Annotated in this window: 12 protein-coding genes and 1 riboswitch; of the genes, 5 read left to right on the forward strand and 7 right to left on the reverse strand. The window is 32.6% G+C overall.

Annotation, left to right across the window (positions count from 1 at the left end; all coding sequences use genetic code 11):
* The first annotated feature begins 30 nt into the window (after positions 1-30).
* Entirely contained in the window at positions 31-708 is a 678-nt protein-coding gene (locus AOB58_RS09395; RefSeq protein WP_064783353.1) for a hypothetical protein, read from the forward strand.
* 649 nt (positions 709-1,357) lie between these two features.
* On the opposite strand, the gene AOB58_RS13670 is transcribed toward AOB58_RS09395, so the two are convergent.
* Positions 1,358-1,531 (reverse strand): hypothetical protein, encoded by a 174-nt coding sequence (locus tag AOB58_RS13670; protein ID WP_165349529.1) that lies wholly within the window; start codon positions 1,529-1,531, stop codon positions 1,358-1,360.
* A 70-nt stretch (positions 1,532-1,601) separates the two neighbouring features.
* Positions 1,602-1,711: riboswitch (SAM riboswitch) on the reverse strand.
* Positions 1,712-1,891: 180 nt separating this feature from the next.
* Between AOB58_RS13670 and AOB58_RS09405 the strand changes: the two genes are divergently transcribed.
* Complete coding sequence (locus AOB58_RS09405; protein ID WP_064783355.1) at positions 1,892-3,874, forward strand: purple acid phosphatase family protein; 1,983 nt, start codon at positions 1,892-1,894, stop codon at positions 3,872-3,874.
* Between the two features lie 159 nt (positions 3,875-4,033).
* On the opposite strand, the gene AOB58_RS09410 is transcribed toward AOB58_RS09405, so the two are convergent.
* Entirely contained in the window at positions 4,034-4,642 is a 609-nt protein-coding gene (locus AOB58_RS09410) for a GNAT family N-acetyltransferase (RefSeq protein WP_064783356.1), read from the reverse strand.
* 285 nt (positions 4,643-4,927) lie between these two features.
* Here AOB58_RS09410 and AOB58_RS09415 point away from each other — a divergent pair, with 285 nt between their 5' ends.
* The 3 genes from AOB58_RS09415 (at position 4,928) to AOB58_RS09425 (ending at position 8,870) form a co-directional block, all read left to right on the forward strand.
* Positions 4,928-6,190: a putative glycoside hydrolase gene (locus AOB58_RS09415; RefSeq protein WP_064783357.1), complete on the forward strand. Its 1,263-nt coding sequence runs from the start codon at positions 4,928-4,930 to the stop codon at positions 6,188-6,190.
* Positions 6,191-6,424: 234 nt separating this feature from the next.
* Positions 6,425-7,372, forward strand: a complete 948-nt coding sequence (locus tag AOB58_RS09420) for a glycosyltransferase family 2 protein (RefSeq protein ID WP_064783358.1) — start codon at positions 6,425-6,427, stop codon at positions 7,370-7,372.
* 1 nt (position 7,373) lies between these two features.
* On the forward strand, positions 7,374-8,870 hold the full coding sequence (locus AOB58_RS09425) for a DUF6056 family protein (RefSeq protein ID WP_064783359.1): 1,497 nt from the start codon (positions 7,374-7,376) through the stop codon (positions 8,868-8,870).
* Between the two features lie 128 nt (positions 8,871-8,998).
* Here AOB58_RS09425 and AOB58_RS09430 read toward each other — a convergent pair whose 3' ends face one another.
* From AOB58_RS09430 to AOB58_RS09450, 5 genes are read right to left on the reverse strand one after another with little or no spacing between them, the layout of a single operon-like run.
* A complete protein-coding gene (locus AOB58_RS09430; protein WP_064783360.1) occupies positions 8,999-9,667 on the reverse strand; it encodes a PepSY domain-containing protein in 669 nt (222 codons plus the stop codon).
* Positions 9,664-11,022, reverse strand: a complete 1,359-nt coding sequence (locus tag AOB58_RS09435; RefSeq protein ID WP_021338973.1) for a sensor histidine kinase — start codon at positions 11,020-11,022, stop codon at positions 9,664-9,666. The genes AOB58_RS09430 and AOB58_RS09435 overlap by 4 nt, the downstream gene beginning before the upstream one ends.
* Positions 11,023-11,027: 5 nt before the next feature.
* The gene (locus tag AOB58_RS09440; protein ID WP_002511690.1) at positions 11,028-11,705 is read right to left on the reverse strand and encodes a response regulator transcription factor; all 678 of its coding nucleotides are present in this window, start codon (positions 11,703-11,705) and stop codon (positions 11,028-11,030) included.
* 12 nt (positions 11,706-11,717) lie between these two features.
* The gene (locus AOB58_RS09445) at positions 11,718-13,121 is read right to left on the reverse strand and encodes an SLC13 family permease (protein WP_064783361.1); all 1,404 of its coding nucleotides are present in this window, start codon (positions 13,119-13,121) and stop codon (positions 11,718-11,720) included.
* Positions 13,111-14,316 carry a glycerate kinase family protein gene (locus tag AOB58_RS09450; protein WP_064783362.1) on the reverse strand — a complete coding sequence of 402 codons (1,206 nt, stop codon included), beginning with the start codon at positions 14,314-14,316 and terminating at the stop codon, positions 13,111-13,113. Before AOB58_RS09450 ends, AOB58_RS09445 begins: the two co-directional genes overlap by 11 nt.
* Between the last annotated feature and the right edge of the window lie 73 nt (positions 14,317-14,389).

Raw genomic sequence — 14,389 nt, forward strand, 5'->3', positions numbered from 1 at the left:
GTTTTCCTTTGAAAAAGGAGACTTTGTTTTATGAAACAATATATTAAAGTATTATCAATGGTATCTATTTGTACAGCGTTACTTATGGGTTGTAGTAATGAAAAAGCTGAGACAGATAAATCGACTGGAAAAGAAGCAATGGCACAAGAGTCCAGTAAAGAAGAAGCATCAAATAAAACTCAAATTTCTGATGAAGAACAGAAGAAAATAAAAGAAGAAATGATAGATTGGTTAGCTGAAGATAAAAAAGAAGACGGTAAGGCAGTCTCCAACCGTTATTTTAGTACAAGTAGTATTTCTGATGGTGATTGGTATGCGGGTACGGAAAAAGGAGAAATACAAATCAATAATACAGGCAAACCTGGACCTGAAGCATTCGATTTGCATGCTGTAACTGGCGTCGTTGCCTATACACCTAAAGATGGTGAAACAGGCTTTGATAAAGAAGCGGAAGACCTTTCTAATGTAGAAGGTTATAAGGAAGTTGCAGACTTAAGTAAGCCAGTGACAAAATACATTTTCACTGAAGAGGGCAAGGTCTACGAATACCAATTTGAAGGTAAAGATGATGTGACTTTAGCATCAGGCTTCGCACCAAAAGATCATACTGGTAAAGACCCGAACCTACGCCCAGACCAACAATTTAAAGAAACCGAAAACAAAGCGTTGAGTAAGTTTTATAAAGAATTGGTTGAAGAATATAAATAAGAGAATTTTTAAAGTAAAAGTGGAAAAGAAATATATTTGAGATTAAGCAACGATAAGTTGTTTGATCTCTTTTTTGTTTTGACGATAAATTATAATAATTGTACGTGTAAGACAAATAAATGAATATTAACGTGTTGTGAATTGAATGCTATATTTAGATTAATGAGAGGACCGGTGTTGGTAAATTTACCGTCTTACAAAAGCAATATATAAATCAATAACAAAGAGGTTAAGTTAATTAATGAATTCGGATATTATTATTAGTTTACTTTGTTTTGTAACGTCGTTGCTCACATCTTTTTATATTATAAAAACGAAAAACATTAAAATTATAGCATCAATAGAACCTCACAAGGTTCCTAAAAGTAAAATTAATAACATAGCGTATTTATTTGTGGTGTGTTTGATGCTAGCCACAACGTCCATTGTCTTAGCGATATTAACAATCGATTATAATGAATGGGTGGCATATGGATTATGTGCCATGTATTTTATAGTTCTTAGTGTATTTTATGTTTACTATATGACAATCACAAAATAAAATGTTGCTATACTTGTGGTTTAGTAATATTTGAACCATCTCATGCTTTATTTAGTATATATAACGCCCCTCATCATTTATGACGAGGGGCGTTTCATGAATAAAATATTAGCTTTCATTTTCTAATATAATGTCTTTATACTTATGAACATCGATACGGTTAACAATCTCTCTTTTGATTGATTGAACATGTTGTGCTTTGTTCATACTACTAGGCATATTAACTGGTTTGTAGTTTTCCCAATAGTCGAGTTCCGTGAATAATTCGTGCAATGATTTCATAAAAAATACCACCTTTTCATTTTTTATAAATAAAATAGCCCTTCTTAGACAAGAAGAGCTTTCGCACATCTTCTCATCTTTCAATTCATATAAATGAACTGTTGGAGTTAGCACATCGCTTGTTAAAGCTGTTGCTGGAGTTTCACAGGGCCAAATCCCTCCACTCGCTCTTAATAAGAGAACTATTCTATTTAAAAATACTATAACCAAAATTTAACAGAATAGCAAATAACTAGTCTAAATATGTATCCCACATAAACATTTACTTCTATTTAATTTTGAATTAATACTATTTTGATAAATTTAAGAGAAAGAATAGTATTAATAAATACATAACTAAACTAGGAGTGGGTACGTTTTATGAAGAAAAAGTCAGCGGGTATATTATTTAGTCTATCAGTTGCAGGATTTATAATTGCATCTTCAAATGCACATGCTAACACCTCAGGAGAGACAAACGAGCCAATACATAATGTTGAACAATCGGTAAATAAAGATGACAATGTACAACAAAATATATCGTCGACAGAAGATAAAAACATTTCTTCTAAAGATACAACAAGAACAAATAATGAACCTCAAAATGACACTTTAAACTCTGAAGACAATAATCAACAAAATATAGAGCCAGCAAAAGAAAATGGACAAATGAACATAAATTCATCAGATGAAAACCAAGAACAGCAAGAACAAAATGAGCAAGATATTACTGATCAACAAACTCTAGATGCTACAAATCCAGAAGAGAATTCACTAACTGAAAAGACTCAAAGTAAAAAACAAAACGAGGAAATAAGTGAAACACCTACTAAAAACACAATTGATTCCCATGAGAATATAGCATCAAATCATAACCCAGGAAATACTGAACAAGAAGAAACAAGCGTAACAAATGAAAATACCAATAATACAACTAAAGAAAAAAGTGCAGATCAACCACATAACAAATTTACAGAACAACAAGGTCCTCAAAATGGAAATACAAAGATGGACCAATCAGTGAAATCAACAAATACTGAAACACAAAAAAATGAACAACCATCAAATGGAACGCCACAACCGTCTCAAAATATTTCAGAAAAACCAGCTAGTGAATCTCAACAAGCGACTCAAAATCAACAATCAAACGAACATCGTTACCCAATTTTAACAATTGGTGCGGATAATTCAGAAAAAAATCTCACTTGGTACCATGAATCAGATGAACAAGGCTACGTGGAAATTGCAGAAGCAAACAAAGATGAAGATTTTTCTAATGCAAGACGTATTAAAGGACAAACGCATGAGGGAAGTAACACGGAACTATTTTTAAATAAAGATGTACCAGATATGAATTATACACAAGCCACGCTATCCAATTTAGAAGAAAATAAAGAATATATGTATCGTTTTTATAATGGTGACAACGGAGAGAAATCCGCAATACGCCGATTTGATACTAATAATAATGGCGAAACTAACTTTATTGCAATAGCTGATCCACAATTAGGTGCTTCAGGTAATTTAGAAGAAGATAATGCAGGATGGCAAAACACAGTAAATCAAATGGATAAATTAAACAAGAATCCTGATTTCTTATTGAGTTTAGGTGATCAAGTTAATGAACCTTGGGATGAAAAAGCTTATAGTGGTTTCATCGAAGCACAAGGTATGGAGAATTTTACAGTTGTACCCACATTAGGTAATCACGATAGAGCAAACAAAGCATTTTCCCAACATTTCAACCTACCGAATTTACAAGATGATGGAAAAAATTTAGCGAGTTCAAATTTTTACTATACTCATAATGATACTTTGTTTGTAAGTTTGAATTCGGAAAGCTTGGATTTTAAAGGTCATGAAGAAACACTGCGACGTGCAATCGAAGATACAAAGGGTCAAGACCCTAAATGGATTGTTGGTTTAACACACCGTAATCCATACTCTGCAGGGAAACACTCAGATACATTAGCAACTAAAAATAGACGTAATCACATTGCACCTTTAATGGAAAAATATAATGTAGATCTTGTATTAGGTGGTCATGATCATTCTTACAGTCGTTCGCATGTCATGAAAGGTAAAGAACCACAAGTACAATGGGATGAAAATGGTGAAGCACCGCAATCGTATACAAATCCAGATGGTACAGTTTATGTTACTTTAAATTCTTCGAGTGGTAGTAAATTTTATGAGCTTGATGGTGAAAAAGATTACGCTGCGAAATCAATTCAAGACAACAAACCTACATTTAGTAAAGTAAATATCAAAGATTCATATATTGAAGTCATAACATATCATGTACCTCAAGGTTCAGAAGAACTAGGTGAACCTATTGATAAAGTACGTATTAATAAATCATGAATGTTTTACATGAAACATTCCTTGTAAAACCTCTCACATCAGAAAGGTCAGTCATCGGGTTGTCTGGCCGAACAATGCCAGGCGTCTAGAAAACAACAATGAAGCACGCACTTCTTATCTAAAAGGAGTGCGTGTTTTTCATATCTTCTAAGGTAACTACTAGCCTAGATATTTCCGCATTTTATATACTTTAATATCGCCTTCACCAGTTTCACCTACATAATCGTAACCTTGTTTTTGGTACAAGCGCTGGGCAGAAGTATTATTAATTTCTACCGTCAGTGAAATAATATCATAGCCTTTATGTAAGGCAAGTTGTTCAGCATAAGTAAGTAGCTTTTTAGCTATACCCATACCTCTAAATTGAGAAAGTGTGGCAAGCATGCTTACATGATATTCTCCTGAACTACCTTCATCTAAATTAATCAAAGCGACTATAGCTTTAAAGTTATTGATGAACTGAGGTACAATTTGAAGTTTCTGTATTTTTACTATCTGTTCGACAGTGGCTAATGTCTGATTTTCAAGCGTATCATAAGGAAGACAAGAGATAGCACCGGCGGATTGACCATCTACAAAAGCAATCATCGTGTTGTTGTAGCTAAATCGATTGCCATTTTGTCGCCATAGATTTTGCATGCCTTGTTCAAGTTTAATTTCATCCTCTGTATTGAAAAAGACTTTGGCCATGTCATCAATTGCTAATAAGTTAAAATATCCACCCTTTTGTAATTCAGGATAGGCAGGTTTAATTATTATAGGTGACAAAATAATCCTCCGTTTCTGATTTATGAATATTTCATATTAACATTTACCCTTAAAGTGACAGAAATAAATTGAATATCAAATTATTTTACAAAGAACTATCTGATATTACGATAATCGATAATATGTAAAGTGTTCAACTTATTTGTTATAAAATAAATAATATCAATAATTAATAATAAAATAAATAATTAGACGTTTGCAATACAAGTGTATTGTGCTAAACTTAAAATCAAGGCATTCGAACGTGAAGGGATACCTAAGTTTATATTAAGGGGAAAATGAATAATGAAAGAAAAACTAATTTTATCAACGATACTTGTTGGAACGCTTGTGTTAACAGGATGTGCGAGTGACTCATCGCAGAAGGGTTCCGAAGAAAGCAATAATAAAAATCATGCAAGTGAATCGAAAGATAAAGAAAATGGCAAACCTTATAGTGACGTGGCGTATCCTGAAGACGGCGTGAAAGGTATCTATGTTAGTGCAAATTCAACAAATGGAGAAAAATTTAAAGAATTAACAACATTTATTGATGAGACTGATTTAAATGCGATGGTTATTGATGTTAAAGATGATACAGGTAATGTGACTATCAATTTTAATACTGGTAATAAGCAGATTGATGATAATACGATTGATATCGTAGATGCAAAGCCATTACTTAAAAAAATGGAAGAAAAGAATATTTATCCCATCGCGAGAATTGTTACTTTTAAAGACTCAAAATTAGCTGAAGACCACCCAGAATGGTCATTTAGAGAAGAAGATGGCAGTGTATGGGAAAGTGATGGCGGTGATAAATTCGTTAACCCATTTAACAAAAATGTATGGAATTATAATATTGATATTTCTAAAGAGGCGGCTAAAGCTGGATTTAAAGATATCCAATATGATTATGTACGTTTTCCTGAAGGTTTTGAAAATGTGGAAGGTAGCTTGCAATATAGCAAAGATGGATACGAAGATAGTAAGTTAAGTGATATAGACCAGCGTGTTGATACAGTCACTCAATTTTTAAGTACTGCTAGAAAAGAATTAAAAGATTATGATGTGAAAGTATCGGCTGATGTATTTGGCTATGCGGCAATGGTAGAAGAGGCTCCTGGAATAGGTCAAAGCTTCCCTAAAATAGCTGAAAATACAGACGCAATTTCATCTATGATTTATCCTTCGCACTGGAGTCCAGGAGATTTCGGTCTTGCAGCACCAGATAAAGAACCATACAAAGCAATAGATAATTATTTAGATAAAGAAACGTCAGTGCTAAATGCATTAGGCAAAGACAAACCAAAATCACGCCCATGGTTACAAGATTTTACTGCTCAGTATTTAGGTGAAGGTAATTATAAAGCGTATGATAGTCAAGCAATTGAGGATCAAGTTAGAGCGCTTAAAGATCACGGCGTAAATGAATTCTTATTGTGGAATGCTGCGAATGATTATACAACAGGCGTAGATTACACACCTGAGGCAGATAAAGAGAAATTAAAAGAAAACAAACAAGAATTAAAGGACGAATCAAAAGAAAGCAAAGATAAAGAAAAGTAATATTTAACTAAATTAAATTGCCGACAAAGACTCAAAATTTGTCGGCAATTTTTGATTACGATGAATAAAAGTATATGGCTGTTAGTGCTTACCAAAGCGAAAATAAAATACACATAGCGCACTCGATAAAATCAGAATGTACAAAATATATAGTACATTCTGATTTGTTATATTGTATAATACTGTATATAATACATTTTATATAAATATAATTCAAAGAGGTGCACCGTTTTAATGATTAGAATATTGATTCCATGTTTTAATGAAGCGTTTGTAATTAAACAAACTTATGATAAATTAACAGAAATTATGCAACATGATAGTTATATTAACGGTTATACATATGAATTACTTTTCGTGGATGATGGTAGTAGAGACCAAACATTAACAATAATTCAACAATTATCTGAATTAGATAGTAGAGTGAAATATATTTCGTTTTCACGTAATTTTGGTAAAGAGTCAGCGATGTATGCAGGTTTGAAAGCAAGTACGGAAGCTGAGGCGTTGATAATCATAGACGGAGATTTACAGCACCCGCCTTCATTGATTCCGCAAATGATTGTAGATTTTAGAAATGGCGAAGATCAAGTGGTGGCTAAAAGGGATAGGACTGGAGAGCGTTGGTTACGTAAGCATCTGTCTAAAATGTATTATTTAATGATTAATAAAATGGTAGATGTTACCTTAGAGGATGGCATAGGAGATTTCAGGTTATTGAGTCAGCGTGCCGTTAAAGAAGTTGTTAAATTAGGAGAATACAATCGATTTTCAAAAGGATTATTTGCATGGATTGGCTTTGAGCCTAAAGTCATTGAATATCAAAATGTACAACGTGAAGAAGGAGAGTCTAAATGGTCATTTAGTTCATTGTTAAATTATGGTATAGATGGACTGATTTCCTTTAATAATAGACCGTTACGTATTATTATTTATTTGGGATTATTCAGTTGTTTGATGAGCTTTCTCTATATTGCTTTCAATTTAATTTATACACTGAGTTATGGTGTGTCTACGCCTGGTTATTTCACTACTATTTTTGCGGTATTATTTCTAGGTGGTGTGCAGCTGACTTCTTTAGGTATTATTGGAGAATATATAGGTAGAATTTATTATGAAGTGAAACAGAGACCGTTATTTATTATACATAAGACGAATTTAAATAAACATGAGGTAAATTAATATGAAATCACTAAATTTGGACAAGACGTATCTGACACTTACAGCACTATTTTTATTTTACTATTTTATGGCGTTCTTTTTACCATTAACACATGATGATTGGGATTGGTATAGTCAGTATGGCGTACAAATGTGGCAGGAAAAATATGCGAATTTAAATGGGCGTTATTTGGGTAATATTTTAGAAACTGTAGCAGTTCGTTTGGATTGGTTTAGGTGGATATCTTACGCGTTGATTAGCATGGCTATGATATATATTATTGTTCGTTTTACTCATAATACGAAACAGCCATTATATTATTTAATAGCTTTCATACTTATGGTTACGATACCAAGTGAGATATACAAACAAACTTATGGATGGTTTGCAGGTTTTTATAATTATGTCCCAGCAACTTTGTGCGTGCTGTTCATTTTATGGTTTATTGTTACGGTTTTATTCGAACGAAGAGGGCTTACACCTGTAACTAATATTGTCTTTTATATTATTTGCTTTATTGGGCAATTTTTTATGGAAAATACAACACTCTTTAATAGTATGATTTTGGTGTTAGCTATAGGTTTGAATTTATTACTTTATCGACAAATTAATCCTAAATTTATAGTTGGTTTATTATTATCTGTGGCTGGTACATTGCTCATGTTTTTAAATCCCAATTATCGTAAAATATTTTTTGAAGGCAGCAGTTACCAGAATATATCGAGTGAAACAGGATTAGTCGATAAAATATTCCATACGGTGACTACGACAATTCCAGATTGGGTCTTTTTCAATCAAATTGTGATTTTATCTATGATTATTGTTGTGGTGCTAGTTATGCTATATCGCAGTACTGTGCTGCATAGCTTATCCAAGGTGAAAATAGGGGTGACTGTTAGTGGATTATTGATATTGCCTATTTATTACTTTTTCATATATAAACAATTCGAATTACAAAATTTCCATTCAATCACTATAGCAAATCTGCTTAATACTTTGATTTGTATTATATTTTTAGGTGCAATGATTTATGCAATACATTTAGTGATCGGGCAAAAGGAAGTACGTTATACATTATATTTACTCCTAGCCTCAACTTTACTTGTATGTGCACCTTTAGTCATTGTATCACCACTGGGTCCAAGGAATTTTTATACAGTATATGTAATCTATAGCATCATTTTACTGATATTACTTGTTCAACTCAACGTTATGCATGCGTTGTGGCGTAATATGATTGTGGGAATTGCAATTATGTTTGGTGTTGTTTATTTGAGTGGTTTTTGCTATATTCACTATCAAAATGAAACGCGAATCGCGAATTTGAAACAAGAAGTAAAAGAGAATCCAGATAAGGATTTCTATACGATGGAGAAACTGCCATTTGAACATTATTTACATCATGCAACGCCAACCAGCGAGAAATATCAAACACTATTCAATAAATATGAAGGTTTACCAGCAGATACAAAAGTTAAGTATGTACCTTTTGGTAGCGAAGAAAAGAAGAGTGATTGATGAAATCATGCGTTAATTATTATAAATTATTACTAGTTTTCGAATTACTCGAAACACATAAAAGCTCCGGGATAGTAAATTTACTAACTACCCCGGAGTTTTTATTTAAATATTTGTGAAGTAATTTATTAATCATCGCCATCTTCATAATCATCATAATCGTCGCCGTCGTCATTACTGTCATCATCGCCGTCATCATCACCTGAATAAATACGTTGTTTTTGATTTGTAGGCGGTGGTTGTGTAGGTTGGGTTTCAGTTGATGCTGCATCATTATTTTTATTGAACCAAGCCACTGAGGATACTTTACCTGTAACATGATTGATAATGATATTAGCACCTTTTTGACTACTTATATCTTGAGTCACCAAATAGTATTTAATACCTTTATCTTCTTTTAAAGTAATAGATTTAAAGGTACCGCCGACATGTTCTTTTGCTATATCTTTGGCTGATGCTTCACTGATTTTTTTATCTTCCTTTTTCTGTTCCTTTTTGGGTTCAGGTTTCTTTGGTTTTAAATCCTTTGTTTGTTTTATATTAGAAATTGTTTTCTTTTCTCTATCTACTTTAATGTGATATATACCTTCACTTGATTTTAATTTTACTAAAAATTCATTTTTATTATCAGTGAGCTTGATAGATTCAATATCACCATTGTAACGTTTCTCAACCATTGCTTTTGCATCTGTCTCTGCCATAAGTTGCTGATTCGCTTTTAAAAATATAATTACACATAGGGCGACAGATAATCCAATACATGTCATTATTAAAATTAATTTAACGAGCAGTTTCATTTTTTGACTCCTTTAGGCACAGTTAAAATAAAGGATGAACCTTTATTTACTTCGCTTTTTACATCAATCACTATATTTTGTTGTGTGGCAATTTCTTGCGCAATGGACAATCCTAAACCTGAACCGCCAGTGCTACGTGACCGTGCTTTATCTACACGATAAAAGCGAGTGAAAATATGAGGCAAGTCAGATTCTGGAATACCTATACCGTCATCCATAATTTCAATATTGAATGAATCTTTATTATCAGAAATTCTGACAATAATAAGTGATTCACCATATTTGTGCGCATTATCTAAAAATATGTGTATTAATTGCTTGAATAAAGAAATATTTAGCCAAGCTTCATAAGATTCACAAGCTACTTCTACTTTTATATCTTGTTTATATACATGCTTTAAGCGATGTGTGATTTCTTCAATTAATTCCACTATATTTTCATATTCAAGACTACTTTCTGTCTTATTTTTAGTTATTTGAGCATAATATAATAATTGTTCTGTTAAATATTTCATTTTTTTAGCTTCATCACCAATAGCATGGATACTTTCATCTAATGTTTTTTGATCTTTCTTTCCAAATCTCTGCAACATTTGACTATAAGAGTTTATAACTGTAATTGGTGTTTTTAATTCATGTGACGCATTCATAATAAATGCTTGTTGTCTCTCGTCGTGTTCTTTCAATTTGTTCATCATGTCATTAAAGGAAGTAGATAATTCCTGCAATTCATACGAATCATTTTGTTGTACTTCTACAGGTAAATAATCTTTGGTTTCTTGTGTTTCTTTGATGTGCTTACTTAATTTCAAAATCGGTTGCGTGATAATATTGGTGATTACTCTATTCAAGTAAAAAATAACTATTAGTAATAATATAACTGAGCCGATTAAAATCCATTTTAAAATTTGAAAGGATTCATACTTAAAGTCTACATTTTCATAAAGCTGTAAATTGACGACTTCACCATGTTCCCAAACGATAGGCAAGGAAATCATTGCAAAATGATGACCTTTATAAGCAACGGTTTTTTTATATTGCTTACTTTGAAAGGGTTGTTGGATATTATTATAATCCACATTAGTCGTGAAATTCACTTTGGCTTTATCGTTCTTATCAATAACGCTGATGTAGCCATCAGAAAGTATGTAACTGTTATTCATAATTTCTTGATTCGTTCTATTATCCGATTTTTTAATTTCTTCTATAATATTAATACTACGTGCTTCAAGTTGATTTAGCTCAGAAGCTATTGAAAAATGTTTGAAAATAACATACACAAAGATGTTCACACAAATAATCAAAATTACGGTCATCACGGTGATATACAACTGGATTCTAGTTCCTAATCTCATATAAATTAATCCTTAATCATATAACCATACCCACGGACACTATCGATAATGGATGGTTTGTTTTTGTCTAACTTTTTACGTAAGTGACGTACATACACATCGACTACGTTAGTATCGCCTTGGTAATCAAATTGCCATACGTGTTTGATTATTTGCTCACGCTCTAAAGCCTGATTTTTATTTTCCAGGAAATAAACAAGCATTTCATATTCTTTTGGCGTAGTACTCACTATAGTATCGTCCATATAGACTTCACGTGACTTTGTATCTACAGAAATATGTCTATGTACGAGAATGTCATCATCTTCTTCTGTGTCAGCATGTAGCATTTTTAAATGCGCACGGATTCTAGCTAATAATTCTTCTATTTCGAAAGGCTTAGTAACATAATCATTTGCGCCAGAATCAAGGCCGCCGACTTTATCCATTAATGCGTCACGAGCGGTTAACATGATGACCTTTATTGAATTATCTTTCGTTCTAATACGTCTTAACACTTCCAAACCATTTAATTCTGGCAACATAACATCAAGCAAGATGAGATCAAAGGAATTATCTTGAAATGCTTGTATTCCTTGCTTGCCTGTATATGCTAAAGTCACATCGTATTCTGCAAACTCTAGTTCTAATTGCAATACACGTGCAATTTTTTCATCATCTTCCACAATTAAAATCTTTTCCATTATTCAATACACCTACTTTAGTTTTAAACCTATAAATTGCCAATAAAATAAATACATTAAGATCATAAATACTACATAAATAGGGAGTAACCACATATTTAATTTTAAAAGTTGTGAAGTATTAAATGGTCGATCATCTAACTCATAAAATATTAATAATGCTTTTGAACTTACTGGTAATGTTAAGCAATAGTTTATGCCAATTAATGTTATAAATACAACTGACATAGGATTTAATTCAAAGGTTTCTGCGAAAATAAGTACCGTTGGAACAAGTACCACAGCTCTTGTTGTATGGCTTGTAATGAGTAAATGTGAACCTACACTAATGATGCTTAGTATAATCACAAATACAATTGCAGGCATTACTGGTAATCCGTTAAGTAATGATAAAATTTGGTCTTGTATGTACTTAACGACACCGTATTTAATTAGTAATTCTCCAAGCGCAGTTGCACTAGCTACGAAAAATATTAAACTCCATGACACTTCTGATAAAGCTTTTTTCCAAGTTATGAGTCCTAATTGAGGAATCAACATGCAAAAAGCCATTAAAATTGTTACAAAAGCAATATCAAGTCCATGTAAACTTTCAGTAACCCACAGTACAATAGTTATGCCAATTAAAATAATTGCTTTACGTTCCTTTGACGAAAGTGGTGTTTGTTCAATGTCAACTTCAATATCGACAGGTTCTTTATCTGAAACTTCCTTCATAGGTTGTTGTTTAATAGGACTGTACATTAATATGACAGCAGCAATCAAACTAATTAGTAAACCAAAGGGTAAGCCCCATAACACGAAATCAATATAAGAAATTGATTTATCTGTTTGACCTTCTAAAATACCTATACCTATTAAATGACTTCCCGCACCAATTAAGGTCGTATTCGTCATAGTTAAAATAAGTATAGGTATCATTAAACCATACATCGTGGCACGCTTTGGAAACTGTGTTTTTATCGCTTGATAAATAGGTAACATTGCTGCTGCACGACTTGAAGTTGAAGGTATAAAGAAAGTCATGAGTTGAATCGTTGCCAAAATGAATAAACTTGCACGCTTTTCAGTATGGCATTTTCGGCTAAACCAATTGACGAGCCTTGTTAATAAACCACTTTCTTCTATGACACTACTGATGATAAATGCACCAATCATTAACCAAACGATATGTTGATTTAATGATTCAAATAATATTGAATCTGGAACACCCAGCAACACTGCACCGATCAAACATAGCATCCCAGCTAATCCTGCAGGTAAATTTGAAAATATAAATAATATAAGAGCTAAAATAAAAATCATTATACTTACTTTGCCTAAGTAACTTAAATCTAATACCAAAAAGATATAAAAACTTAAACAAAGAAAAGATATCCAAATCCATAGATGTGAAAATGAAACATTAGCTAGCATCTGTAACGACTTCCTTCAGTTTATGCTTTTGTTGTTCCCTTGCTTTAAAAAGGTTCATACCAATCATAATATAACGAATCGCACTTTCTACACTGCCCTCTAACCATTTATCTGCGTCGTTGATTGCATTTTCTAAAGTAGCTGGTTCAGGTATAATACTAGAAAATGCATCAATACCACTTTGATAATTTATTTTTGCGCCTTTACCAATCGTTCCTGCAAATGCTATTACAGGTTTATTGTGATTTTTAGCAATACGTGCAACTTCAGCAGGCACTTTTCCATTCGGTGTTTGATAATCAATACAACCTTCTGCAGTGATGACAATATCCGTTGATTCAAGATTGCTTTCGATTTGAATATAATTTTTAATTAAATCAAACCTTGGATGCAATGTTGCATTAGCGAAAGCGATGAGACCGGCTCCAAGACCACCTGATGCCCCTGTACCTTCTGCATAACGTAAATCCTTATTTGTATGTTGCTTAATTAAAGCAGCTAAATGATATAAATTATTTGATAAATGTTCTACGTCCTCTTGTGACGCCCCTTTTTGAGGACCAAATACTCGTGCAACGCCTTTATCACCACATAATATATTAGACCAATTTACAGCAACATCAATTGGTGTTGTTGATACTCGGCTGTCTATATTGCTTAAATCTAAGTCATGAATTTTATCAATATCAACGCCACCATCAATGTAAACTGCCTCGCCATGCTTATTATAAAATTTAACGCCAATAGCTTGAGCCATACCTACGCCACCATCAGATGTACCAGAATCGCCACAACCTATAATTATTCTATCTACACCGTAATCAAGTGCTTTAATAATCATTTGACCTACGCCATAAGTTGTTGTGTATAATGGGTTTCTTTGTGTCTTAGGGACATGTCTTAACCCTGCAATTGCAGCCATTTCAATCACAGCTACAGTTTCTTTCCCTTCTTTAAATACGCCAAAGTAAGATTGGATGCGTTGTCCGACAGGGCCAGTGACATGAGTCATTATTTTATAACCATTTCTAATTTTAATAATAGATTCTACGAAACCTTCGCCACCATCAACCATAGGTATAACATTCACTTCATAATTTGAATTGACACGTTTAATACCTTTTTCAATTGCATAACCAACTTCTTCTGCACTTAAACTTTCCTTAAAACCTGATGGAATAACTGTAAATTTCATAATCTTCATCTCCCCGTATATAGTCTTAATTAATTGATACTCTTAGACTATGGCATGGGGGTTTACAATTGCT

This window comes from Staphylococcus sp. AntiMn-1 (genome assembly GCF_001663395.1).
Classification (GTDB): Bacteria; Bacillota; Bacilli; order Staphylococcales; family Staphylococcaceae; genus Staphylococcus; species Staphylococcus equorum.